The sequence below is a fragment of the Roseobacter ponti genome (genome assembly GCF_012932215.1).
GTDB classification, from domain to species: domain Bacteria; phylum Pseudomonadota; class Alphaproteobacteria; order Rhodobacterales; family Rhodobacteraceae; genus Roseobacter; species Roseobacter ponti.
Genome location: NZ_CP048788.1, coordinates 999476 through 1022807, shown reverse-complemented (window position 1 = coordinate 1022807; position 23332 = coordinate 999476). Strand labels below are relative to the sequence as shown.

The window sequence follows — 23332 nt, the reverse complement described above, 5'->3', positions numbered from 1 at the left end:
AGCCGCTCAGTTCAGCCCTGCAAAAACACATCCGTCAGTAACGAGCTCGGGCGGCGTGAGGCACAGACCCCGCGCGACCTGAAAGGCCGCCAGCACCTTGGGCACGTAATCGCGTGTCTCAGCATAGGGCGGCACGCCTTCGTGTTTGCGCACAGCCCCCTCGCCCGCGTTATATCCGGCCAGAACGAGGATAGGATCACCGTCAAATTCGCCCATGAGCCAGTCGAGATATTTCACGCCGCCTGAGATGTTTTCCGACGGCGACTGGCTGTCCTTGACGCCGAAGCGGGCGGCGGTTGCGGGCATCAGCTGCATCAGACCCTGTGCCCCCGCGTGGCTCACCGCGTCGGTCTTTCCCGCCGATTCAACCGAGATCACCGCAAGCACCAGCGCCGGCGACACCCGCGTACCAATCGTGGATTTAAGGATCTCACGTCCGTTGCTGCGGGCGATGCTCTGCAGATGCTGCAGACGCGGCTGTGGCACGCGCCCGATGCCCGAGATGATATTCATTGCCGATTGCAGTCGTCCGGGCCCCGAAGCCAGCATACTCGGCGAGACCCGATCCCAGAACCAGCCGTAAGCGCCGATCACCGGAACATCTGTGGCCGGCGGGAGGGTTTCCTCGGGGGCCGTCACCGGAAGGGTGCGCCCGGCGCGCGGAGCAGGCCGGTCAAAGAACTGATCATTCGGGTCAATCTGCACGTTGATGCGTTTTGCGCCCGACTGGGGCACTCCGATTCTTTTGGATTTGAATTCAGGAAAGGGTGGCGGGCTCTCCGCCAGTGCCGGGGCTGCTGTGAACAAAAGCGCACAGAGCCCTGAAGCCAGAATATTTCGCATATGTACCGCCCGGCGTTGATTTTTTCACGCATTATTGGCGTCAGTCTCGCAGAGAAACAGCCCGCAGACCAGTTAAACCGGCACCTTAAGAGGGCGATTTCGCCACAATCCGCCCCCTTACCGCGTCCGCCACCCCCAGAGAAAAGGTTATTTTATTGTGAAAACAATGATTTGAAAAATTTTCCGGATATTTCTGCGGGCAGTCTGCAAAAGTCACATTTGCGGTCAAATTCATGCCCCAATCCAGCGTCTATATAGCGGCATACCAAGTCGGACAGACCACATGAGAGTAACGGTCACGAGGACGGCAAGGTTAAAAAGTGAAATCTCAATGATCCTTTGGAGGGACATACTATGATGAAATTTATCGAAAACTTCCGCAACGACGAAGATGGTGCGGTTACGGTTGACTGGGTTGTTCTGACAGCTGCTGTTGTTGGCCTGGCGATTGCTGCTTACCAGTCCATCGAAGATGGTGCGACTGCTCTGACAGAATCCACAGGTACCTTCATGGAAGGTGTTGACCCGGCGAACGCCGCTGGCAACGACAACACCGGCCTGACAACTCCCGGTACCTGATACTTCCGGGACCTGAGGTCTCAGAAAATCGGGGGGGCCCGGTTCCACATCCGGAACCGGCCCCCCTTTTTCGTTGCGCCGGTCATTTTCTGCCGGCCTGTTTCACATATTTAAGCAAAGAGTGTGGTGTATGGTACGACTGTTCAGACAGGTATTAAAAAACGAAGACGGCGCGGTAGCAGTGGACTGGGTTGTCCTGACGGCAGCTGTCGTGGGGCTTGCAGTTACTCTTGTTGTAGAACTGCGCGGCGGATCCACTGCGGTTACGCAGAAAACCGGCGACTTTCTTGCAAATTACGAGCCGTTCTGAAACGGCGCGTGACGCCCTGAGCCAGAGCGGCGGCAGAATGCCCCGCCCCGGCATCCGATTCCGCATCCGACCCCGGAACAGCACCGACAGCACATCCGGCGATTGTTGCCGGACCGCGCAAAACGCCGCTGTTGAGACATGCGTTGATCCTTAAATTGCCACAATCGGATGTCAGTCAGACAGCAGATATAAACAGACCCGCTTTCAGGCTCAAAACGGGTAGTAGAACGAGGTAAGACAATGCGATTGATTTTCGGTTTGGTGCTTTTGGCGGGCGTGGCCCTGGCCGGTGGTGCCGTTTACATGGCCAAGGATTACATTGGTCAGTATCAGCAGCAGCTGGCAGCTGCGAAACAGAAGGAACAGGCGATCGTTCCTACTCAAACGGTATTTGTCGCGAAGAATCCGATGAAATACGGTGACATCCTGAAACAGGAAGACATCCGTGCTGTGAACTGGCCTCAGGATTCCGTTCCTCAGGGCACCTACAGCGATCTGGCCGTTCTTTTCCCGGAAGGTGTCGATGAGCATCGCCTCGTTGTCCGTCCGATGGAGCCTGGCGAGCCGCTCATGCAGGTCAAGATCACCCAGCCGGGTGAGGATATCGGCCTGACCACACGCCTCGACAAAGGCATGCGTGCCTTTGCAATCCGGGTGGACGTGGCCAGCGGCGTGTCGGGCTTTCTGCGCCCGGGTGACCGCGTGGACGTTTACTGGACCGGTGCTGTGAATGTTGGGGAGGGTCGTGAAGACGTTACCAAACTGATCGAAGCCAGCGTGCGTCTTATTGCGGTGGACCAGTCTGACGACAAAGTTAACGGCGCGCGCATCGCCCGCACCGTCACTGTCCAGGCCTCCCCCGAGCAGGTCGCGGCCCTGGCGCAGGCACAATCCACAGGCCGTCTGTCCCTGTCGCTGGTTGGTGCCGGCGATGACACAGAAGTCGGTGGCATTGAGGTGGATCAGGTCTCCCTGCTCGGCCTGACAAAGGCCGCACCTAAGGTTGCAGCACCCAAGGAACGCGTCTGTGCGATCCGCCAGCGCAAAGGTGAAGAGATCGTATCGGTTCCGATCCCCTGCACAAACTAAAACAAAACCAAGACCTTATACAGGCGCTGCACCCCGGTGTGGCGCCTGTCTTCGTTCTGTCTGTTGCCAATTACCCACATAAGCTGTGTGTCAGAACCCATTGATTATTGAAAAAAAACTAAAACCGACGCAGAGTAATCCACATGCGGGCTTAAAGACCCGGAAACGAGGCGTGACAAAAAGGGCAGGTCACATGAAAAACAACGGAATATTGAAAGCGGCCCTTCTCGGGCTGGCCATCAGTGTTAGTCCGGTTGCTTTCACGGGTACAGGATCAGCAACTGCTGATACTCTGCGCGTGATTGCGAAGGAAACTAACTCTTCACTTAACGTATCCATGAACCGGGCGGTTGTTGTTGAAAGCGAGATTCCTTTCGCTGAACTCAGCATCGCAAACCCGGGTATCGCAGACATCTCGTCGCTTTCGGATCGCAGCATCTATGTTCTGGGCAAAGCGCCCGGGATCACGACGCTGACGCTTCTGGACGCTGCGGGACAGCTTATTACCAATGTTGAAGTCCGGGTCGCCCCGGATGTGACCGAGTTCAAAGAGCGTCTCCAGCAGATCCTTCCCGGAGAGCGCATCGAAGTACGCACAGCAAACGACGGCATCGTGCTGTCGGGTCTTGTGTCCAGCAGCCAGAAGCTCTCACGGGCCCTGGAACTGGCAAACCGCTATGCGCCTGACCGCGTCTCCAACCTGATGACGGTTGGCGGTGTTCAGCAGGTGCAGCTTAAGGTCCGCTTTGCTGAAATGAACCGCACGGTGTCGAAATCGCTCGGCGCATCGATCGGTATCAACGGCACAGACGGCAGCTTCCTCGGTGTGGGTGGCGTCTCCGGTGGTGCTCCCGCGGGTGCACTGAACGTAGGCTTCAGCCTCGGATCCGTCGAAGTCGGCGTCCTGCTTGAAGCTCTGGAGCGTAAAGGTGCTGTTCGCACCCTTGCGGAGCCAAACCTGGTAGCACTCTCGGGTCAGGAAGCCAACTTCCTCGCCGGTGGTGAATATCCGGTACCGGTCGCTCAGGACAACGACACAATCTCGGTTGAATTCAAGCCCTTCGGTATTGAGCTCAACTTTGTGCCCCGCGTCGTGGACGGCGATACCATCAACCTGCAGTTGGCGGCTGCGGTGTCTTCTATCGACACGGCAAACGGCATCTCACTGGCAAACGGCATCTCGATCGACGCCTTCACCCGCCGCGAAACCTCGACCACGGTTGAGATGGACGACGGGGAAAGCTTTGCGATTGCGGGCCTTCTTCAGGATGACTTCACCGACTCTGCAACGCAGGTTCCGTGGCTGGGCGATGTGCCTGTCCTTGGTGCCCTGTTCCGCAGCGCCGACTATCAGCGCTCACAGACTGAGCTGGTGATCATCATCACAGCCCATCTTGTGTCGCCGACACGTGGTGAAGCACTGGCACTGTCAACTGACCGGATCCGTGCACCCAGCGAAGCAGACCTGTTTCTCAATGGCCGCGTCATTCGCAATGCCGGCGCAGCAGGTGAAGTTGCCAAGCAGGACTTCAGCGGTTCCTACGGCTACGTGATGGAGTGATCAGATGAAACACGTGACAATAAACAAAACCCGCGCAACGGCCCTGGGACTGTGTCTCGCAACACTCTCCGCCTGTGCCTACCCTGCAGGCAGCCAGCTTGATAACGGCAACTTCGGCGATGCGACAATGCACAACATGATGGTGCAGGCCTGTATGACGAACGGGCTTGGTGCGGGCAAAGGTGGCAAATACGGCAGCCACCTTGCAGATCCGGTTGTCGTTCTCGATCCGGCAAGCACGCCGGGCCGCAAGATCTACCGCGTCCATTGCGATGGCCGCCTCGACGGCAAGTACGCCAACGTCATCTACAACGAGTATGTTGGCAGTGCGACGCAGGTTCCGACTGTCAACGAAGTAGACAGCGGCGATTAAACCAGCGTCTGACGCAGTTACAAAATCAAAGGGCGGGTCCGGTGGATCCGCCCTTTTTCCGTCCGTGGCCCCTGCTCTTTTATCCAGCTGCAATTGGCCGCCTGCTGCGATCCGCATCAGCGGACGCGCAGTAGGCCCGGAACAGGCCGTGCCCGGGGCCGTCAGACAAAGCATTCCATCCGGGGATCATTGTGTCGAGATACCCAACAATTGGGCGGATTAAGCCCTAATCTCGCCCAGATTGACTGCGACTTTACCTGCAATGGGACACGTATGTCCGGCGATGCCGGGCGAGGGCTGTGCCGGAGTATGGTGGGCGAATATTAACATATGCCCGTTTACGCTCTGCCCGCCCTTTGAACAAAGAGGACGACGAGGCAATGAGCAGTACAATGCCACAACCCGATACATCGCTGATCGTAGCCTGCACAGTCAGTCGCGATGTGCAGAACTTTGATCTCCTGATCGAAGACATGGAGCTGGCACTGGGGGAAAACTGGGGCGATCTGGGGTTTGCCGAGGCGCTTGCCTTTTTCGGCCAGCCCGAAGCCCAGGCCCTTGAATTTATTGCCCTTGCGATCGACGAGTCCGATGAGGAAAATCTCTCTCTGATGGGCGAGATCATCACGCAGGCCAAGTCCCGCAGGATCAAAGTCATCCTGATTGCCGAAGATGTCACGCCGGCATCGCTGCACACGCTGCTGCGCCAGGGTGCGGACGAGTTTGTCCCCTACCCGCTTCCGGAAAATGAGCTGTCTGAGGCTATTGAGCGTGTCCGCGCCGCCGAAGCGGCACTGCCCGCCACCACAAGCGGTCCTGCTCTGCAATCCGGTAATCATAAAGAAGGCGCTGTCATTGTCGTGCACGGCCTCGCCGGCGGCACAGGCTCCACCACGCTTGCGGTGAACCTTGCCTGGGAGCTTGCCACCGCAAAGAAAGAAGGCGGACCAAGCGTCTGTCTGCTCGATCTTGATCTGCAGTACGGTTCCGCGGCGACCTATCTCGATCTGCCGCGCCGGGAAGTGGTTTATGACATGCTGTCGGACACCGAAAACATGGATGATGAGACATTCGGCCAGTCGCTGCTGACCTTCCAGGACAAAATGCAGGTTCTGACCGCCCCTACCGATATGCTGCCGCTCGATCTGGTATCCTCGGAAGACATCAACCGTCTTCTGGCGATGGCCCGCCGGCACTTTGAATATGTTGTGGTCGATATGCCGTCGACCCTGGTGACATGGTCCGAGGCGGTGCTTAACCAGGCACATGTATATTTTGCCATGCTTGAGATGGACATGCGCTCGGCGCAGAACGCGTTGCGGTTCAAACGCGCGCTGCAGTCCGAAGAACTGCCCGTGGAAAAGCTGCGCTATGTAATGAACCGCGCGCCCGGCTTTACCGATCTGTCCGGCAAGAGCCGCGTCAAGCGCATGGGCGAATCGCTCAGCATCTCCATCGACCTGCAGATGCCCGACGGCGGCAAACCCATCACCCAAGGTGCAGATCACGGCCTGCCGCTGGCAATCTCCGCTCCGAAGAACCCCCTGCGCAAGGAAATTGCAAAACTGGCACTCTCCATCCACGAGCTCGGCACCGACGATGCCAAAGCAGCCTGATCCTTTGAAGGAATACCTGCATGTTTTCAAAATATAAAAAATCTTCCGGTACGCCGGGCGCTGCTCCGGACGCCGAAAAGGCAGAGAAAGTAACCTCCATCACGCCGGTCCCGAACAAGGCGCCGGCACCTTCCGTGACGCGCAAAGCCCCTCAGGTTTCGCCGGCACAGGTCACGCCGATGGACAAAGAGCGCAAACGCAAGGAGCGTATGGGCGAGCTCAAGCTCGACATGCACCGGGTGTTGCTCGACAACCTGAACCTTTCTGCACTTGAGCACGCCTCCGAGCAGGACCTGCGTCAGGAAATCAGCGCCATCGCCAGCGAATTCCTGGAAGAGCGCAGTGTGGTTCTGAACCGCGAGGACCGGCAGACGCTGACCTCTGAGCTTTATGATGAGGTGACGGGGCTCGGGCCTCTTGAAACACTTCTGAAAGACGAAACCGTCAACGATATTCTGGTCAACGGCCCGCAGCAGATCTTTGTCGAGCGGGACGGTAAGCTGGAACTCACCGACATCAATTTCAAAGATGAACGCCATCTGCTGCGCATCATCGACAAGATCGTCTCCGCTGTTGGCCGCCGGGTTGACGAATCCAACCCCTATGTTGACGCCCGTCTCAAGGACGGCTCACGTTTTAACGCCATGGTGCCGCCGGTCGCCGTGGACGGCAGCCTCGTCTCCATCCGTAAGTTCAAAAAAGACAAACTGGGCATCGACGATCTCGTCAACTTTGGCGCCTTTACCGAAGAGATGGCCGCGTATCTTCAGGCCGCTGTTGCCACGCGGCTCAATATCATCGTCTCGGGCGGTACCGGTTCAGGTAAAACGACCACACTTAACGCGCTGTCGTCTTTCATCGACAATGCCGAACGCATCCTGACGATCGAGGACACGGCCGAACTTCAGCTCCAGCAGACCCATGTGGGCCGGATGGAAAGCCGCCCGCCGAATGTTGAGGGCAAAGGTGAGGTTTCTCCCCGCGACTGTCTGAAAAACGCACTGCGGATGCGTCCTGACCGGATCATCGTGGGGGAAACCCGCGGTGAAGAGGTCATCGACATGCTGCAGGCCATGAACACCGGTCACGACGGCTCCATGACCACCATCCACGCGAACTCCGCACGCGATGGTGTCAGCCGTCTTGAAAACATGATTGCCATGGCTGGCATCGAAATGCCGCTGAAAGCGGTGCGGTCACAGATCTCAAGCGCTGTGAACCTGATTGTGCAGGCGTCTCGCCTGCAGGACGGCTCGCGCCGCATGACCTCGATCACAGAAGTGACCGGCATGGAAGGCGAGGTGATCTCCATGCAGGAGATCTTCCGCTACCAGCGCGTGGGCTTGACACCGGAAAACAAAATCATCGGTCACTTTACAGCCACGGGCGTTCGCTCGCACTACGCGGAAAGGTTCCGCATGTGGGGCTATGATCTGCCGCCATCCATCTACGAACCGGTCGCCGCCGAGTAAGGATCAGAAAAATGTCAATCGAACCAATTATTTACGGGTTGATCTTTATCGGCGTGCTTGTGCTCGTCGAAGGGCTCTATCTCGTTACATTCGGAAAGTCGATCTCACTGAACAGCCGCGTGAACCGCCGGCTGGAGATGCTTGATAAAGGTGCCGGCCGCGAAGAAGTGCTGGAAAAGCTGCGCAAGGAAATGCAGCAGCACATGAAAACCAAATCGATCCCGCTCTATTCGATGCTGGGGGAAAAGGCGCAGAAAGCCGCGATTGCTTTTACGCCGCAACAGCTGATCCTTGTAATGATCATCCTGTCGTTTGTTTCCTTCATGGGTCTGACCGTGGGCACTGCCACCGGTCTGCCTGTACGTATCGTGATGGCAATCGGCATCGGTGTGGGGGGCGTATTCTACTGGGTCTCGAGCAAGGCAAACAAGCGCCTGTCGATGATCGAAGAACAGCTGCCCGATGCGGTGGAACTGATGGTGCGCTCCCTGCGTGTGGGTCATCCTTTCTCCTCCGCCGTGCAGATCGTCTCCAAGGAAATCCAGGATCCGCTGGCCTCTGAGTTCGGGATGATCGCGGATGAGGCGGCCTATGGCCGTGACGTCGGCGACGCGCTCAAGGAAATGGCAGAACGGCTCGATATGCAGGATCTGCGCTTTCTGGCCGTTGCCGTCACAATTCAGCAGACCTCGGGCGGTAACCTTGCCGAAATTCTCGCCGGGCTGGCAAAGGTGATCCGTGCGCGCTTCCGGCTTTTCCGCCGGGTGAAAGCGATCACTGCCGAAGCCAAATGGTCCGGCAAATTCCTTTCCGGCTTCCCGGTCGCCGCACTGATCATCATCAACGTCACCGACCCGGGTTACTATGACAACGTGCGGGACCACCCCTATTTCATTCCCGCCTGCTTTTTCGTCGGGATCATGCTCGCCGTGAACCTCGTCGTGATGCGCGTGCTCACCAACATTAAGGTGTAAGGAACCAGATCCATGGAAATGATTAACAACGTCAATGCGATGATCACGGATCTGCTCGGCCCGCTCGGGCCCATGATCCTCCTCGGCACGGTAGGCCTCGTCATCATTATCATGACAATCGTCGCGATGATGGCACAGCCCGAAGACCCGATGGACAAACTGAAGAAGTCCGTTCAGGCACCCGAAAGCGGAAAAACTGATCAGAAACGTCTGCGCCAGGGCGGCCGCAATGAACAGCTGCAGAAATTTGCCTCTTTTCTGGAGCCCAAGGACGCAGCTGAGCTGACAAAGAGACAGCTGCAGCTGCGCCAGGCCGGATATCAGAGCCAGGACTCTGTCCGTTTTTTCCACTTTGCTCAGTTCGCTCTGGGCATCGCCGGTCTGATCCTCGCCTTCGTCTGGCTGAACGTACTGGAGGGTGGTGAAGGTTTCAGCACCCAGAAAATGATGATCTACACGCTGGTCCCCGGCCTCGCAGGGTATTATCTGCCCAGCTACTGGGTCACCCGCCGTGTCGCGATGCGCAAAGAAGAGATCACCGGCGGGTTTCCTGACTGTCTCGACATGATGCTTGTCTGTGTGGAAGCCGGTCAGTCGCTTGACCAGTGTATCGTCCGTGTGGCGCGCGAACTGCACGCCTCCTACCCCGCCCTGGCCCAGGAATTTGACGTCGTGGCCTATGAAATGAAGGCGGGTAAAGACAAATCAACCGTTCTCAATGATCTGGGCGAGCGTTGCGGTGTGCAGGATGTATCGTCCTTCGTCACCGTGCTGAACCAGTCCGCGCAGTTTGGTACATCGATCGCCGAAGCCTTGCGGGTCTATGCTGCCGAGATGCGGGACAAACGTGTGATGCGCGCCGAAGAGGCCGCAAACAAGTTGCCAACCAAGATGACCCTTGCCACTATGATGCTGACCGTGCCACCGCTGCTGGTCATTCTTGTGGGTCCTTCGGCACATGGCATCACACAACTCGGGAATATGTCAGGCCCTCAATGATAAAATGGCTCTGGCGGGTCTCCGGGCCCGCCGCTATCGCCACCGCAACACTCGGACTTGCCGCCTGTGATACGGGCGGCCTTTCCGCATCCGGCGACGGCGTGTTTGCACCCGGCGTGGATTACCGCGCTGAAGCGGAAGACGGTGTCGAGGTGGGGCACCGGTTACTGGCTTCGGGTGAGTATGAACTCGCGATCAAGGCTTTTAACCGCGCCGCCGTTGATCGCGGCGAGATTGACGGCGAAATCCTTTCCGGCCTTGGTGCTGCCAACCTCGGCCTTGGCAGGCTGGGCCAGGCGGAAACGATGATGCGGCGGGCGATTGCAAAGCCCGATGTACAGCCCTCTGATCTCAACAATCTCGGCGTTGTACTGATGGAGACCGGACGCACCGCCGAGGCCGCGCAGTATTTTCAGCGCGCCTTTGCGCTCAGCAATGGCGAAGATATCGCAATCCGTGACAATCTGCGCTTAGCACTCGCAAAATCCGAAAATTCTGCTACACAAGTTGCACAGAAAAGCACTGACTTCACACTGGTGCGGCGCAGTCGGAGCGAGTTTACGATCGGGCCGTCACCGTGAAACGGGCAAGAGCAGCAAAAAGGACGCAAAAATGCGCCGACCAATCGTTTTGTCTGCCACTATGGCAGGAATCCTCATTGTAGCAGGCTGTGCGCCGGGACCGGACGAGACCGTGGACCGCGCGTTTCAGGACGTCAACGTGATCGACGAAACCGATCTTTCGGACATCATGCTGACTGTCGCCGACCCCGACGAGGCGGTAAATTACTTCAAACGCACGATCAAATCCAACCCCGACCGGCTTGATGTGCGCCGGGGTCTGGCCGTGTCTTATACCCGTGGCCAACGATATACCGAAGCCGTCCCCGCCTGGAAAAAGGTTGTCGAGCACCCGGGCTCAAACCCCGGTGACAGCGTGCAGTATGCCGACAACCTGATCCGCTCCGGCGACTGGGCCACGGCTGAAACGGTGCTCGATACCATTCCGCCAACCTTCGAGACCTTTGACCGCTACCGTCTCGAAGCCATGGTGGCTGACAGCAACAAAGAGTGGAAGAAAGCCGACAGCTTTTATGAAATTGCGGTGGGTCTGACGACCAAACCTGCGAATGTCATGAACAACTGGGGCTATTCCAAACTGTCGCGCGGCGACATCAAAGAGGCCGAGCGTCTCTTTGGCGAAGCGATCCGCGAGGATCCGACGCTCTTTACCGCCAAGAACAACCTTGTCCTCGCCCGCGGAACACAGCGCGATTACACGCTGCCTGTGATCCCCATGGATCAGATCGAACGAGCGCAGCTTCTGCACACGCTTGGTCTGGCTGCGATTAAACAGGGCGACGTGAGCCAGGGTAAAGCACTGCTGAAGGACTCGATCGATACCCATCCGCAGTATTTTGAGCCTGCCGTTCGCGCGCTGGAAGCACTCGAGCAGACCACCACTACCGGTTGATCTCTGATGGCGCTGTCTTCTTTTGCCGCGCTGTGGTTTTTGCCGTTTGTTCTGCCCGTCTGTTTCTACGTATCCTGGACGGATCTTGCTTACATGAAGATCACCAACAAGGCCGTGACGGTCCTGGCGGTGATCTTCGTTCTTCTGGGCCCTTTCGTGCTGGACGGGTTCACCCTCTATCTGTGGCAACTGGCCCAGCTTGTGATCGTACTGCTGGCCGGGATCGCGCTTAATGCCGTCGGGGCCTTTGGCGCGGGTGACGCAAAATTCGCAGCCGCAGCAGCCCCTTATGTGGCGCTGCAGGATGTGGCGGTGGTCGCTGTGATCTTTGCGGTGATGATGGTCGCGGCCTTTGCCGCACACAGGGTCGTGCGCGCCTCACCGCTGAGAAATCTCGCGCCCGGCTGGAAAAGCTGGGACGCCGGCAACAAGTTCCCGATGGGTCTGGCACTTGGCCCCACACTCGCCCTGTATCTGTGCCTTGCAGCACTAAATGGTGCCTGAATTAAGCCATTTTTTTCTTCTACCGTTCACTCTGAGGCGCAAATAAGCGCAATCGAGACGTGACTGTTCTGCAAGGACCTTACTCAGATGAATATGCAAACCGCAAATGTGATGGCCCCCCCTCCGCCGAAAACGCTGGAGGAAATGCGGCTGCCAACGGTTATGATGCGCGATATCGTACTCAAAACGATGTTCCGCAAAAACGTGGATATGGTGACGGAGCTGTCAAAGGCAATCTGCCTGCCGATCCCGGTCACCCAGGAGCTCGTCGATCTTGCCCGCACCCAGCGTCTTCTTGAAGCGACGGGCACGCTCAACGCCAACAACGGCAACGAAATGGGATACCAGCTGACCGAACAGGGCAAAGCACGCGCGCTCGACGCTCTGGCGCAGTCCGAGTATTTCGGCGCCATGCCCGTCCCGCTCGATGTTTACCGCGAACAGGTGAAGCGCCAGTCGGTCCGCAACATTCAGGTCACGCGCGATCAGCTGACCGGGGCCATGGGGCATCTTGTGCTGCCCGACAGCCTGCTTGATCATCTCGGACCCGCGGTGTCCGCCGGCCGCTCGATTCTGATGTACGGCCCGCCCGGCAACGGTAAATCCTCGATTTCCAACGGGATTCGCGACGCTCTGGGCGATATGGTCTATGTGCCCCGCGCCATCGAATACGCGGGCCAGGTCATCACCGTCTATGACCCGATCGTTCATTCCGCCGCCGAAGAGGAGGCAGATGACCCTAATTCCCTGCGCCGCACCACGCGGTTCGATATGCGCTATGTGAAATGTGAGCGCCCTACCGTGATCACCGGTGGTGAGCTGTCGCTGGACATGCTTGATCTTGTCTACAATCCCACAGCCCGGACCTATCAGGCGCCGTTGCAGCTGAAATCGACCGGCGGCATCTTCATCGTGGACGACCTTGGCCGTCAGGCCGAGCCGCCGCAAAGCCTTGTGAACCGCTGGATTGTTCCGCTTGAAGAAAGCAAGGATATCCTCGCACTGCAATCAGGTGAGAAATTCGAGGTGCCCTTTGACACGCTCGTAATTTTCTCCACCAACTTCCACCCCAATGAGATCTTTGACCAGGCCGCTCTGCGCCGGATTTTCTTTAAGATCAAAATCGACGGCCCGAACCAGGAGAACTTCCTCAAGATCTTCGCCATGGTGGCCAAGAAACGTAAAATGCCGCTGGATGAGGCGACACTGGTTCATCTGCTGAAGGTCAGATACCCCGAGATCGACAATATCTATGCAAACTATCAGCCGATCTTCCTGATCGACCAGATGATTTCCATCTGCGAGTTCGAAGGCATCCCCTATCAGATGTCGCCGGATCTTATCGACCGGGCCTGGGCCAATATGTTCGTGAAAGACGAGCATATCGTTAAGTGAATCTGAGAGGCGCTGAGCAGTAGGCTCTGGTTCAGGCATGTTTTTTGCTTCGGGCCCACGGTGCTCCTGACTGAATTTATTGCTGCTCGTTTGGAAGCCCGGAGATACCGGAGGCTTAATGATCTGGAACATTGTTGACCGGCGCAGTCGCGATCACCGATGGCGCGAAGTAAATGCGGTGATCGAGAATATTACTCACGACAATTTTTGCGAAGACTCTGATATCTTTGAAGAGCAAAACGATGCGGCACCCATCTACGCTGAAAAGGTGAGCGTACTTCTTCACGACGCGATATTATGGGCGGAGGAAGAAAAAGGAAAAGTTACGCTTTACCTGTAGGATAAACAGAGCGGTATTTGACCATAAACAGATCCTGAAGCGGTTTGGGACGAGGGTTCGCAAAGCGCGCAGAGCATTTGTTTGCCATTCATGCGCGAGCGATCCCTCCGCCGTCTGCGCCGGCGCGAAACAGCAGCGAGATCGGCGCGCCGCGACGGATTACCTGGCCCGCGGGACCAGGTGCACCGCTGGTCCGCAGTCCCCCGCGTGCTAAACTGTGTGATATGATCGCCCTTCCTGATATTTTCACCGACTGGTTCGCGTCCAGAGGATGGACAATACACCCGCACCAGCTTGAAATGCTGGACCGCGCGGAGGACCCGGCTCTGCTGTTGATCGCGCCCACCGGTGGCGGCAAAACACTGGCCGGATTTCTGCCCACTCTGGTCGATCTGGCGAACCAGCCGCATGAAGGGCTGCACACGCTTTATATCTCGCCGCTCAAAGCGCTTGCCGCCGATATCAAGCGCAATCTTACCACACCCGTGACCGAAATGGGTCTGCCTGTCCGCATTGAAGACCGGACCGGAGACACACCAGCCAGCCGCAAGAAACGTCAGCGTGCTGACCCACCTCATATCCTGCTGACCACGCCGGAAAGCCTTGCCCTTCTGACGAGCTATGAGGATGCTCCGCGCATGTTCCGCGGCCTGAAGCGGGTCGTTGTGGATGAAATCCACGCGCTTGCGGAAAGCAAGCGTGGCGACCAGCTGATGCTGGCGCTTGGCCGTCTGCAGAGGCTCTGTCCCGAGCTGCGCCGCGTCGGGCTCTCAGCCACCGTCGAAGATCCGCAGGCGATTGCGCGCATGCTCGCAAAGCACCCTGATCCCTGCGCCGTGCTGCTCGCCGACCCCGGCCCGGCGCCGGACATCACGATGCTCACCACCACAGAAGCGCCGCCCTGGTCGGGCGGAAATGCGGCCTATTCCATTCCGGCCGTTCTTGAACAGATCCGCGCGCACAACACGACACTGGTGTTTCATAACACGCGCGCGCAGGCAGAAATTTTCTTTCATAATCTGTGGCTTGCGAATGAAGAAGGTCTGCCGATCGGCATTCACCATGGCTCTCTGGACCGTCAGCAGCGCGAGCGTGTCGAGGCGGCGATGGTTCGGGGAGAGTTGCGCGCCATCGTCTGCACCGGAAGTCTCGATCTCGGCATCGACTGGGGTGACGTGGATCTGGTAATCCAGATCGGCGCACCAAAAAACGTCAAACGCCTCGTTCAACGCATCGGGCGCGCCAATCACCGTTACAATGCACCCTCCAAGGCGCTTCTGGTGCCCGCAAACAGGTTTGAAGTCGTCGAATGCGTGGCCGCCCTTGATGCAGTTCGCGAGGGCGCACTGGACGGGGAGCCGAAAGGCCGCGGTCCGCGCGATGTGCTGTGCCAGCACATTCTGATCACCGCCTGTGCCGGGCCGTTCCATGCAAACGCGCTTTATGACGAGGTGACAACGGTCGGCGCTTACAAAGATCTCTCCCGTGCTGAATTTGACGCCTGCCTCGATTTTTGCGCAACCGGCGGATATGCGTTGCGCGCTTACGACCAGTGGCAGCGCCTGATGCAGACCGCCGGGGGACTCTGGCAGCTGCGCGACCCGCGCTCGGCCCAAAAGATCCGCATGAATATCGGCACGATTCAGGACACCGATACGCTCAAAGTCCGGCTGCAGCGCAGCCGCGGTGGCAAGCCACTGGGGGAGGTGGAAGAAGGCTTTGCCGCAACGCTGAGCCCTGGCGATACCTTTCTGATCGGTGGTCAGATTGTACGCTATGAAGGGCTGCGCGAAATGACGGTGGAAGTCAGTCGCAATGCCGCGAAAAAGCCAAAAGTAGCGACATTCCTCGGCACGAAGTTCGCCACATCGACCCAGCTCAGCGCACGGGTTGTGGCGATGTTTCAGCAGGAGACATGGCCCGGGCTGCCAACCCACACGTCAGCCTGGTTGTCCCTGCAGCGCGATGTCAGTCAGCTGCCACGCCCCGGACGCCTTCTGATCGAAAGCTTCCCGCATGATGGCCGCGAGCAGACAGCGATTTATGGTTTTGCCGGGCGAAACGGCCAGCAGACACTGGGGCTGTTGCTGACAAAACGCATGGAGGAACTGGGCCTCAATCCGCTGGGATTTGTGGCCACCGACTATGCCACGCTGATCTGGGGGCTGGACCGGATCACGGACCCGGCCCCGCTTTTTGAACTCGACGCGCTGCGCGAAGGCCTCGACACCTGGCTCGCCGGCAATGCAGTGATGAAACGCACTTTCCGGGCCAGCGCGACCATCGCCGGTCTGATTCAACGCAATACGCCCCAGTCCCGCAAAACCGGACGCCAGGCGACCTTCAGCTCGGATATCCTCTATGACACATTGCTTAAATACGACCCGGACCACCTTTTGCTGGACATCACCCGCGAAGAAGCGCTGCGCGGCCTCGTGGATTTCGGACGGATCGAAGAAATGGCTGAGCGCGTGGCTGGTCGCATTGATCACAAGATCCTCACCCGCGTGAGCCCGCTCGCCGCGCCGATGCTGCTGGAAATGGGCCGGGTTCCGGTGAAGGGCGCTGCCGAAGAACGTCTGCTGGCCGAGGAGGCCGCCCGGCTGATGCAGACCTCCGGACTTGCCACGCTGACCCCGCCCCCCTCTGACAAACCGAAATGGCGCGTGGGCTACTGACCGCTTGATCCCGCGTGGCAGATGCGCCATGAACAAAGCATGAACTATCACGATTTCCGTTTTGCCGGTGCTGCATTGCGCGCACTCGGATCCGGCGCACTCTGGTGGCCGGATGAAGACCTGCTGTGTGTATCGGACCTTCATTTCGGAAAATCGGAACGGGTGGCCCGGCGCAGCGGTCAGCCCCTTCCACCCTATGAAACACGCGACACGCTGCAGCGGCTGAGTGCCGATCTGGAGGCCACGGATGCGCGTTGCGTAATATGCCTTGGTGACAGTTTTGACGATCTGACCGCCGCCGCGTCCCTGCCCGAAGAGGAGAGGCTTTGGATTACCACTCTGCAGGCCGGGCGCGAATGGGTCTGGATCGAGGGCAATCACGACCCGGGACCGCAGGATTTCGGCGGCAGCCATGTCTCCGAACTGACAAGCGGTCCGCTCACCTTCCGGCATATCGCCGTCCCGGACGGCACGGGCGAGGTCTCAGGGCATTATCACCCCAAGGCGCATGTTCAGGCGCGCGGACGCCGTGTCACCCGGCCTGCCTTTTTATGCGACACCCGGCGGCTGATCCTGCCGGCCTATGGCACTTACACAGGCGGGCTGCGCAGTTACAGCGACACGCTGTGTCGGCTCATGCAGCCCGACGCACTGGCCATTCTGACCGGGTCGGTGCCTACCTGCGTTCCCATGCCACGACAGGAAATGACCCGATGAAAGATGAGGCAAAGCAGCGGATACGCGAGAGTTTTGACGCGCAGTCGATGATGGCAACTCTGGGCGCGCAGCTGACGGGGATCGCAACAGGCGAAGTGATCATCACAGCGCCGGTGCTCCCCGGCAGCCGTCAGCAGCAGGGGTACGGCCATGCCGGGCTGACGTTTTCCATCGGAGACAGTGCGGCAGGCTACGCCGCGCTCACCACAATCCCGGAGAACATGGAAGTTCTGACCGCTGAGATGAAGATCAACCTGCTCGCACCTGCCGGAGGTGATTTTCTGCGTGCTACGGGACGGGTTATCAAGCCGGGCCGCCGGCTGGTGGTGGTCGCTGCAGATGTGCACGCCGTAACCGGCGACGAGGACGTTCTCATTGCGGTGCTTCAGGGCACCATGGTGCCGGTACCGCGCTGATCTGACAGCGCTTTACGCCGTCAGACCTTCCGGCTCAGGCAACCCGCTGGCCCGGCAGCAGGCAGTGACCGTATTGGCAAGCAGGCAGGCAATGGTCATCGGCCCGACACCGCCCGGCACCGGGGTGATCGCACCGGCCACGGCAGCACAGCTTTCATAATCCACGTCTCCCACAAGCCGGGTCTTACCCTCGCCTTTTTCCGGCGCATCGAGCCGGTTGATACCAACGTCGATGACCGTCGCGCCCGGTTTGATCCAGTCGCCCGGCACCATCCGGGGGCGCCCGACCGCAGCGACAACGATGTCGGCGCGCCGCACGACATCCGGCAGATCTTTGGTCCGGCTGTGCGCGATGGTAACGGTACAACTGTCGCCCAGCAAAAGCTGCGCCATTGGCTTGCCCACGATGTTCGAGCGTCCGATAACAACAGCATCCATCCCCGAGATCGATCCATGATGATCGCGCAGCATCATCAGACAGCCCAGCGGCGTGCAGGGCACCATCGATTTCTGACCCGTGCCGAGGAGGCCGACGTTGGAGATGTGAAACCCGTCGACATCCTTGGCCGGGTCAATGGATCCGATCACCAGATCTTCGTTCAGATGCTTTGGCAGGGGCAGCTGCACGAGGATGCCGTGGATCTCAGGATCATCGTTTAACTGTTGAACTGTTTTCAGCAGGTCTTCCTCTGAGGTGTCGGCATCGAGCTTATGTTCAACCGATTTCATGCCTGCCTCAACAGTTTGCCTGCCCTTTGAGCGCACGTAAACCTGGCTGGCCGGGTCTTCGCCGACCAGCACCACAGCAAGGCCCGGCGTAATGCCGTGATCCTCTTTCAGTCGCGTCACATGGTCTTTGACCAGTCCGCGCACGCGCGCGGCGAAGGCTTTTCCATCGATGATCTTAGCGGTCATGGTGTCGTCCTGTTATCTGGTAAAAGTGACCCTGTGGGACCAGGTCTCGCCATCCGTGATGATCATCTCGTCAAACTGCATCAGCTGCAGCAGATCATAGAATGTCGCCACGTACTGCAGATCTTCCTGCTGGAAAAACCCACCCTTGCGCACGCTCACGGTGAGCTGCGCCATAATCGCACGCGCCCGGTAAATGCTTGAGAATACGTCATCATCCAGCGCCGTCAGGATCAGCGTGCCGGCGTCGCTGCCTTTGGCAAAGAACACGAAACGAGGGCTTTCAGGCGCTTCGAGCTGCGCCGTGGTCAGCACATTGATGAAATCCAGACGAACCGCTTTGCCGGCGCCTTCGCTGGCGCGGATCACCCGGTCAAAGGTCTCCTCAGACGTGATATCAGGGTAATAATAGCCCACATACCTGTCTTCGGCCGCGACCGCCCCTGCAAAGATCAGTGCGGCAGCGAAAGTGATTAGTCTGGTCATGATGATGTCCTCTGGTAAATCATAAAGCCAGCTTGCGGGTGGATCTGCCGGAGGGCAAGCGGCCCTGCCCTCCGAACACTGTGTCGTGACAAAAACCGATCAGAAAAGACCTTCAACATCGCCATCCGCATTCAGGCGGATGCTCTCGGCCGACGGCACCCGCGGCAGGCCCGGCATCGTCATGATCTCTCCACAGATTGCGACGACAAAACCGGCGCCGGCACTCAGGCGGACTTCACGCACCGGAATGTCGAATCCTTCGGGCGCGCCGCGCCGTGTGGGATCGGTGGTGAAGCTGTACTGCGTTTTGGCCATACAGACCGGCAGATTGCCATAACCCTGATCTTCCCAGTCTTTGAGCTGGCTGAGGATCTTCTGATCCATCTGCGCTGCATCCGCCCGGTAAATCTTTGTGGCGATCGAGTTGATCTTGTCGGCAAGGCTCATCTCATCGGGGTAAATCGGCGCAAACTTCGCTTCACCCTTTTCGATGGTTTCAACGACTTTGGCCGCAAGATCAGCCGAGCCTTCCGAGCCCAGCTCCCAGTGACGCGAGAGCACGGCCTCGGAGCCCTGGCTTGCGACGTAGTCTTTGACCGCCTGCACTTCGGCATCGGTGTCGGTGACAAAGTGGTTGATCGCAACAACCACCGGCACGCCAAAGGATTTTACGTTCTCAATATGCCGGCCCAGGTTGGCGCAGCCGTTCTTCACCGCGTCGACGTTCTCCGCACCGAGATCAGCCTTCGCCACGCCGCCGTTCATTTTCATAGCCCGCACGGTGGCTACGACGACCACACAGGAGGGCGAGAGACCGGCCTTGCGGCATTTGATGTTGAGGAACTTCTCAGCGCCGAGGTCCGCACCGAAGCCTGCTTCGGTCACCACATAATCCGCCAGTTTCAGCGCCGTTGTCGTCGCAATCACCGAGTTGCATCCGTGCGCGATATTGGCGAAGGGACCGCCGTGCACAAAGGCCGGGTTGTTCTCAAGCGTCTGCACGAGGTTCGGCTGCATCGCGTCTTTCAGCAGCACGGTCATCGCACCATCGGCTTTGATGTCGCGGGCGAAAACCGGCGTGCGATCACGACGGTAAGCCACGATCATGTCACCGAGACGTTTTTGCAGATCAGTGAGATCTTTGGAAAGGCACAGGATCGCCATCACCTCGGAGGCCACAGTGATGTCAAAGCCCGCTTCACGCGGGAAACCGTTGGCAACACCGCCCAGCGAGGCTGTGATCTGGCGCAGCGCGCGGTCGTTCATATCCACCACGCGGCGCCAGACGACGCGGCGGGTGTCGATCTCAAGCTCATTGCCCCAGTAGATATGGTTGTCGATCATCGCAGAAAGCAGCGAATGCGCCGAGGTGATCGCGTGGAAATCTCCGGTAAAGTGCAGGTTCATCTCTTCCATCGGCACGATCTGGGCATAGCCACCGCCCGCAGCGCCGCCCTTCATTCCGAAGTTCGGACCCAGCGAGGCTTCACGGATACAGACAGCTGCTTTTTTGCCGATCCGGTTGAGACCGTCGCCCAGACCAACGGTGGTGGTGGTCTTACCCTCACCCGCGGGTGTCGGGTTGATCGCCGTCACCAGGATCAGCTTGCCGTCGCTGTTGCCCTGCACGGAGTTGATGAACTTCTGGCTCACCTTTGCTTTGTCATGGCCGTAGGGCAGCAGATCGTCGCTGGAAATACCCAGCTTCGCACCGATCTCCTGGATCGGTTTCTTGGAAGCGGCGCGCGCGATTTCGATGTCTGATTTATAGGCCATGAGAGAATCCCCTGAGAGTGCCCGCAACGGGCGGTGTTGTTGCCCCTGCATACAGGGGACGGGGCCGCTATGGTGGGGGCAATTCCGACATTTCCACCACTGTGAGCGGCGGGAAAGGCTGCGGGCGTTTCTTTTCGGAAACGAACATCAGCCGCGCGCGCTCTCCAGATGAGCCCAGACAGGCTGGTCGGGAACGTGCAGCGTGATGGTGTCGCCAAGGGCGACCTGCCCCTCGCGCTCGACCCAGGCGGTCACCCCGCGCCGGTTTTCAGCCGCCGGTTTGAACCGGGGCCCGAGATCAGGGTGGTCTTTGGAAATATCGCGCGCGAGATAAGTGCAGGGCCGGTTCTCCATATCTACCGTCAGACAGGCGCCATCGGGCAGCTGCAACCGCGAGGATGGCGGGACATGGGTGAAATCCGGGATCCCCTCGATTACCATCGACGCACCCAGCAGCATCGGGTCAAGCCCATCGGCCCCCATCTCCGCCGCAATAAGGTCAAGCTCTTCGCGTGACAGGATGGTCAGCTGCCGCACATTCCGGATCTCGGTGCCGCGCGGGTACTGCGAGAGCATGCGTGAGCAGGAAGGCCGCGTCAGACCGCCATGCATCTCACCCTCAAGACCGGCAAAGCTGAGCCGGGCGTCGTTCAGAGTTTCAGAGCGCAGGTCGGTTTCCTGATCCGTGACGCGGCCAAGCCAGGTCACGGTGCCGGTAATTCCGGTAGGTTTCAGGGCAGGCATGGGCACATCTCCGGGTCAGGTATCTGCCCCACTCTGCCGGGAAACCGCCGCAAAAGAAAAGACCCCGCCGGAGCGGGGCCTGTCATTATTTTCCGTTTCAGCGCGCCATGCAATCAGGCCGACGGTTCAGGTTCCATACCATCATCGGAGGGTGGCGCCTTTTTGCCCTTTACCTTGGCTTTTGGAATGCCTGTCACGCTCGGTGCTGAGCCACTGTCCGGTTTGTCGGCTTCGTCAGACGGTGGCACGGGTGGCTCGCCATTCATCACACGTTTGATTTCTTCACCGGTGAGCGTTTCATACTCGAGCAGACCCTGAGCAAGGCGTTCGAATTCTTTCTCGTTCTCCTGAATGATCTTCAGCGCCCACTCATAACCATCCTGGATAAAGCGCTGAACCTCTTCCTCAATCAGCTCCTTGGTATTCGCTGAAACCGAGAAACCGGCCGTGTTCCCGGAGTATCCTTCGGCCGCTTCGGAGTAGTCGATGTTGCCGACTTTATCCGACATACCCCAGCGCAGCACCATGGCACGGGCAAGGCCCGAAGCCTGCATGATGTCGCCCGCAGGGCCGTTCGACACAGCCTCCGGTCCGTATTTGTGGATTTCTGCCGCCTTGCCGGCCATTGTCATGGCGAGACGCTGGTGACATTCGTCCTTGAACATATTCAGACGATCCATTTCCGGCAGGCTCATCACCATACCCAGCGCACCACCACGCGGGATGATCGTCGCCTTATAGACCGGGTCGCATTTCGGCAGCTTGATGCCCACCAGTGCGTGACCGGCCTCGTGATAGGCGGTCATCTCTTTTTGCGCATCGGTCATGACCATGGAGCGACGTTCCGCACCCATCATGATCTTGTCCTTGGCGTTCTCGAAATCAATCATCGACACAAACCGCCGGCCGACGCGCGCCGCGCCGAGGGCCGCCTCGTTCACGAGGTTGGCCAGATCCGCACCGGAGAAACCGGGCGTGCCGCGCGCAATGATGCGCAGATCGACGTCAGGGCCCAGCGGTGTCTTGCGGGCATGCACGCCGAGGATTTTCTCGCGACCTTTAATGTCCGGATTACCGACCGTGACCTGACGGTCAAAGCGGCCCGGACGCAGGAGCGCAGGGTCCAGCACGTCTTTTCGGTTGGTCGCGGCGATAATGATTACGCCCTCATTGGCCTCAAAGCCGTCCATCTCAACGAGCAGCTGGTTGAGCGTCTGTTCACGCTCGTCATTGCCGCCGCCATAGCCGGCGCCACGGTGACGACCGACCGCGTCGATCTCGTCGATGAACACGATACAGGGCGCGTTTTTCTTGGCCTGCTCGAACATATCGCGCACACGGGATGCACCCACGCCCACGAACATTTCGACGAAGTCAGAGCCGGAGATGGTGAAGAAGGGCACACCCGCCTCGCCCGCAATCGCACGCGCCAGCAGTGTTTTACCGGTACCCGGAGGGCCCTCAAGCAATGCGCCTTTGGGGATTTTGCCACCCAGACGACTGAATTTCTGCGGATTGCGCAGGAATTCAACGATTTCCTCAAGCTCTTCTTTGGCTTCATCAATGCCGGCCACGTCGTCAAAGGTCACGCGACCATGTTTCTCGGTGAGCATCTTGGCTTTGGATTTACCAAAGCCCATTGCGCCGCCTTTGCCGCCGCCCTGCATACGATTCATGAAATAAATCCACACACCGATGAGCAGCAGGAAGGGCAGAAGAGACATCAGAAAGGTCTGGAAACCTGACTGCTGTTGCTGTTCCGCGCGTACCGGCACGTTGTTTTCGATGAGAAGCGACGTGATTTCCGCATCCGACGGCAGGATCGCCACATAATCGGAACCATCCGACTGGCGGAAGCGAACCTGTTCTCCGTCAAGGGTGACATTGCTGACCTGGCCCGATTCGACGGCGTTGACGAATTCGGAATAACTGATCTCGCGGCTTTGCAGTGTACTGCCTGAGCCACTGAACAGATTGAACAATGCCAGTATCAGCAGAAACAATACGACCCAAAAGGCGATATTACGTGCGTTACCCAAGGAAATTCTCCTGATTACTGCGCTGTTTGCGCATCT

The 23332-nt window shown here is 58.6% G+C and carries 23 protein-coding genes; 17 read left to right on the top strand and 6 right to left on the bottom strand.

Annotation, left to right across the window (positions count from 1 at the left end):
• Nucleotides 1–6: 6 nt before the first annotated feature.
• On the bottom strand, nucleotides 7–843 hold the full coding sequence (locus G3256_RS05020; protein WP_169639779.1) for a lytic transglycosylase domain-containing protein: 837 nt from the start codon (nucleotides 841–843) through the stop codon (nucleotides 7–9).
• Between the two features lie 354 nt (nucleotides 844–1197).
• On the opposite strand from G3256_RS05020, the gene G3256_RS05015 reads away from it, so the two are divergent.
• The 17 genes from G3256_RS05015 (at nucleotide 1198) to G3256_RS04935 (ending at nucleotide 17339) form a co-directional block, all read left to right on the top strand.
• Nucleotides 1198–1422 (top strand): Flp family type IVb pilin, encoded by a 225-nt coding sequence (locus G3256_RS05015; RefSeq protein ID WP_169639778.1) that lies wholly within the window; start codon nucleotides 1198–1200, stop codon nucleotides 1420–1422.
• A gap of 130 nt (nucleotides 1423–1552) precedes the next feature.
• Complete coding sequence (locus tag G3256_RS05010; RefSeq protein ID WP_169639777.1) at nucleotides 1553–1732, top strand: Flp family type IVb pilin; 180 nt, start codon at nucleotides 1553–1555, stop codon at nucleotides 1730–1732.
• A gap of 240 nt (nucleotides 1733–1972) precedes the next feature.
• The gene (cpaB, locus tag G3256_RS05005) at nucleotides 1973–2821 is read left to right on the top strand and encodes a Flp pilus assembly protein CpaB (RefSeq protein ID WP_169639776.1); all 849 of its coding nucleotides are present in this window, start codon (nucleotides 1973–1975) and stop codon (nucleotides 2819–2821) included.
• Between the two features lie 193 nt (nucleotides 2822–3014).
• Entirely contained in the window at nucleotides 3015–4382 is a 1368-nt protein-coding gene (locus G3256_RS05000) for a type II and III secretion system protein family protein (RefSeq protein WP_169639775.1), read from the top strand.
• Between the two features lie 4 nt (nucleotides 4383–4386).
• Entirely contained in the window at nucleotides 4387–4755 is a 369-nt protein-coding gene (locus G3256_RS04995; protein WP_169639774.1) for a hypothetical protein, read from the top strand.
• A 380-nt stretch (nucleotides 4756–5135) separates the two neighbouring features.
• On the top strand, nucleotides 5136–6371 hold the full coding sequence (locus G3256_RS04990) for a CpaE/TadZ family protein (RefSeq protein WP_169639773.1): 1236 nt from the start codon (nucleotides 5136–5138) through the stop codon (nucleotides 6369–6371).
• Between the two features lie 20 nt (nucleotides 6372–6391).
• Complete coding sequence (locus tag G3256_RS04985) at nucleotides 6392–7843, top strand: TadA family conjugal transfer-associated ATPase (RefSeq protein ID WP_169639772.1); 1452 nt, start codon at nucleotides 6392–6394, stop codon at nucleotides 7841–7843.
• Nucleotides 7844–7854: 11 nt separating this feature from the next.
• A complete protein-coding gene (locus tag G3256_RS04980) occupies nucleotides 7855–8817 on the top strand; it encodes a type II secretion system F family protein (RefSeq protein WP_169639771.1) in 963 nt (320 codons plus the stop codon).
• Between the two features lie 12 nt (nucleotides 8818–8829).
• Nucleotides 8830–9816 (top strand): type II secretion system F family protein, encoded by a 987-nt coding sequence (locus G3256_RS04975; protein WP_169639770.1) that lies wholly within the window; start codon nucleotides 8830–8832, stop codon nucleotides 9814–9816.
• Nucleotides 9813–10397, top strand: a complete 585-nt coding sequence (locus G3256_RS04970; protein ID WP_169639769.1) for a tetratricopeptide repeat protein — start codon at nucleotides 9813–9815, stop codon at nucleotides 10395–10397. Before G3256_RS04975 ends, G3256_RS04970 begins: the two co-directional genes overlap by 4 nt.
• 31 nt (nucleotides 10398–10428) lie before the next feature.
• Nucleotides 10429–11289 carry a tetratricopeptide repeat protein gene (locus tag G3256_RS04965; protein WP_169639768.1) on the top strand — a complete coding sequence of 287 codons (861 nt, stop codon included), beginning with the start codon at nucleotides 10429–10431 and terminating at the stop codon, nucleotides 11287–11289.
• Nucleotides 11290–11295: 6 nt separating this feature from the next.
• A complete protein-coding gene (locus tag G3256_RS04960) occupies nucleotides 11296–11793 on the top strand; it encodes a prepilin peptidase (RefSeq protein WP_169639767.1) in 498 nt (165 codons plus the stop codon).
• Nucleotides 11794–11880: 87 nt separating this feature from the next.
• Nucleotides 11881–13188, top strand: coding sequence for a P-loop NTPase family protein (locus G3256_RS04955; RefSeq protein WP_169639766.1), 1308 nt, complete (start codon nucleotides 11881–11883; stop codon nucleotides 13186–13188).
• A 118-nt stretch (nucleotides 13189–13306) separates the two neighbouring features.
• On the top strand, nucleotides 13307–13528 hold the full coding sequence (locus tag G3256_RS04950; RefSeq protein WP_169639765.1) for a hypothetical protein: 222 nt from the start codon (nucleotides 13307–13309) through the stop codon (nucleotides 13526–13528).
• A 224-nt stretch (nucleotides 13529–13752) separates the two neighbouring features.
• Nucleotides 13753–16206: a ligase-associated DNA damage response DEXH box helicase gene (locus tag G3256_RS04945; RefSeq protein ID WP_169639764.1), complete on the top strand. Its 2454-nt coding sequence runs from the start codon at nucleotides 13753–13755 to the stop codon at nucleotides 16204–16206.
• A gap of 39 nt (nucleotides 16207–16245) precedes the next feature.
• Nucleotides 16246–16923 carry a ligase-associated DNA damage response endonuclease PdeM gene (gene pdeM / locus G3256_RS04940; protein ID WP_169639763.1) on the top strand — a complete coding sequence of 226 codons (678 nt, stop codon included), beginning with the start codon at nucleotides 16246–16248 and terminating at the stop codon, nucleotides 16921–16923.
• The gene (locus tag G3256_RS04935) at nucleotides 16920–17339 is read left to right on the top strand and encodes a PaaI family thioesterase (protein ID WP_169639762.1); all 420 of its coding nucleotides are present in this window, start codon (nucleotides 16920–16922) and stop codon (nucleotides 17337–17339) included. The genes pdeM and G3256_RS04935 overlap by 4 nt, the downstream gene beginning before the upstream one ends.
• Before the next feature lie 12 nt (nucleotides 17340–17351).
• On the opposite strand, the gene folD is transcribed toward G3256_RS04935, so the two are convergent.
• The 5 genes from folD to ftsH all read right to left on the bottom strand — a co-directional run bounded on the left by folD (nucleotide 17352) and on the right by ftsH (nucleotide 23296).
• Complete coding sequence (gene folD, locus G3256_RS04930; protein WP_169639761.1) at nucleotides 17352–18254, bottom strand: bifunctional methylenetetrahydrofolate dehydrogenase/methenyltetrahydrofolate cyclohydrolase FolD; 903 nt, start codon at nucleotides 18252–18254, stop codon at nucleotides 17352–17354.
• A gap of 12 nt (nucleotides 18255–18266) precedes the next feature.
• A complete protein-coding gene (locus G3256_RS04925) occupies nucleotides 18267–18737 on the bottom strand; it encodes a hypothetical protein (protein ID WP_169639760.1) in 471 nt (156 codons plus the stop codon).
• 99 nt (nucleotides 18738–18836) lie between these two features.
• A complete protein-coding gene (locus G3256_RS04920; RefSeq protein ID WP_169639759.1) occupies nucleotides 18837–20513 on the bottom strand; it encodes a formate--tetrahydrofolate ligase in 1677 nt (558 codons plus the stop codon).
• Nucleotides 20514–20660: 147 nt separating this feature from the next.
• Entirely contained in the window at nucleotides 20661–21257 is a 597-nt protein-coding gene (locus tag G3256_RS04915; RefSeq protein WP_169639758.1) for an MOSC domain-containing protein, read from the bottom strand.
• Between the two features lie 113 nt (nucleotides 21258–21370).
• Nucleotides 21371–23296 carry an ATP-dependent zinc metalloprotease FtsH gene (ftsH, locus tag G3256_RS04910; protein ID WP_169639757.1) on the bottom strand — a complete coding sequence of 642 codons (1926 nt, stop codon included), beginning with the start codon at nucleotides 23294–23296 and terminating at the stop codon, nucleotides 21371–21373.
• Between the last annotated feature and the right edge of the window lie 36 nt (nucleotides 23297–23332).

What these genes read in the sequence shown, in the direction of transcription:
- G3256_RS04975 (WP_169639770.1), top strand. Translation starts at nt 8,830, where the DNA reads ATGGAAATGATTAACAACGTCAATGCGATGATCACGGATCTGCTCGGC.
- G3256_RS04915 (WP_169639758.1), bottom strand. Translation starts at nt 21,257, where the DNA reads ATGCCTGCCCTGAAACCTACCGGAATTACCGGCACCGTGACCTGGCTT.
- G3256_RS04935 (WP_169639762.1), top strand. Translation starts at nt 16,920, where the DNA reads ATGAAAGATGAGGCAAAGCAGCGGATACGCGAGAGTTTTGACGCGCAG.
- G3256_RS04995 (WP_169639774.1), top strand. Translation starts at nt 4,387, where the DNA reads ATGAAACACGTGACAATAAACAAAACCCGCGCAACGGCCCTGGGACTG.
- G3256_RS04945 (WP_169639764.1), top strand. Translation starts at nt 13,753, where the DNA reads ATGATCGCCCTTCCTGATATTTTCACCGACTGGTTCGCGTCCAGAGGA.
- G3256_RS05010 (WP_169639777.1), top strand. Translation starts at nt 1,553, where the DNA reads ATGGTACGACTGTTCAGACAGGTATTAAAAAACGAAGACGGCGCGGTA.
- G3256_RS04985 (WP_169639772.1), top strand. Translation starts at nt 6,392, where the DNA reads ATGTTTTCAAAATATAAAAAATCTTCCGGTACGCCGGGCGCTGCTCCG.
- G3256_RS05020 (WP_169639779.1), bottom strand. Translation starts at nt 843, where the DNA reads ATGCGAAATATTCTGGCTTCAGGGCTCTGTGCGCTTTTGTTCACAGCA.
- G3256_RS04960 (WP_169639767.1), top strand. Translation starts at nt 11,296, where the DNA reads ATGGCGCTGTCTTCTTTTGCCGCGCTGTGGTTTTTGCCGTTTGTTCTG.
- G3256_RS05000 (WP_169639775.1), top strand. Translation starts at nt 3,015, where the DNA reads ATGAAAAACAACGGAATATTGAAAGCGGCCCTTCTCGGGCTGGCCATC.
- G3256_RS05015 (WP_169639778.1), top strand. Translation starts at nt 1,198, where the DNA reads ATGATGAAATTTATCGAAAACTTCCGCAACGACGAAGATGGTGCGGTT.
- G3256_RS04955 (WP_169639766.1), top strand. Translation starts at nt 11,881, where the DNA reads ATGAATATGCAAACCGCAAATGTGATGGCCCCCCCTCCGCCGAAAACG.
- G3256_RS04980 (WP_169639771.1), top strand. Translation starts at nt 7,855, where the DNA reads ATGTCAATCGAACCAATTATTTACGGGTTGATCTTTATCGGCGTGCTT.
- cpaB (WP_169639776.1), top strand. Translation starts at nt 1,973, where the DNA reads ATGCGATTGATTTTCGGTTTGGTGCTTTTGGCGGGCGTGGCCCTGGCC.
- G3256_RS04950 (WP_169639765.1), top strand. Translation starts at nt 13,307, where the DNA reads ATGATCTGGAACATTGTTGACCGGCGCAGTCGCGATCACCGATGGCGC.
- G3256_RS04920 (WP_169639759.1), bottom strand. Translation starts at nt 20,513, where the DNA reads ATGGCCTATAAATCAGACATCGAAATCGCGCGCGCCGCTTCCAAGAAA.
- G3256_RS04970 (WP_169639769.1), top strand. Translation starts at nt 9,813, where the DNA reads ATGATAAAATGGCTCTGGCGGGTCTCCGGGCCCGCCGCTATCGCCACC.
- G3256_RS04925 (WP_169639760.1), bottom strand. Translation starts at nt 18,737, where the DNA reads ATGACCAGACTAATCACTTTCGCTGCCGCACTGATCTTTGCAGGGGCG.
- pdeM (WP_169639763.1), top strand. Translation starts at nt 16,246, where the DNA reads ATGAACTATCACGATTTCCGTTTTGCCGGTGCTGCATTGCGCGCACTC.
- G3256_RS04965 (WP_169639768.1), top strand. Translation starts at nt 10,429, where the DNA reads ATGCGCCGACCAATCGTTTTGTCTGCCACTATGGCAGGAATCCTCATT.
- folD (WP_169639761.1), bottom strand. Translation starts at nt 18,254, where the DNA reads ATGACCGCTAAGATCATCGATGGAAAAGCCTTCGCCGCGCGCGTGCGC.
- G3256_RS04990 (WP_169639773.1), top strand. Translation starts at nt 5,136, where the DNA reads ATGAGCAGTACAATGCCACAACCCGATACATCGCTGATCGTAGCCTGC.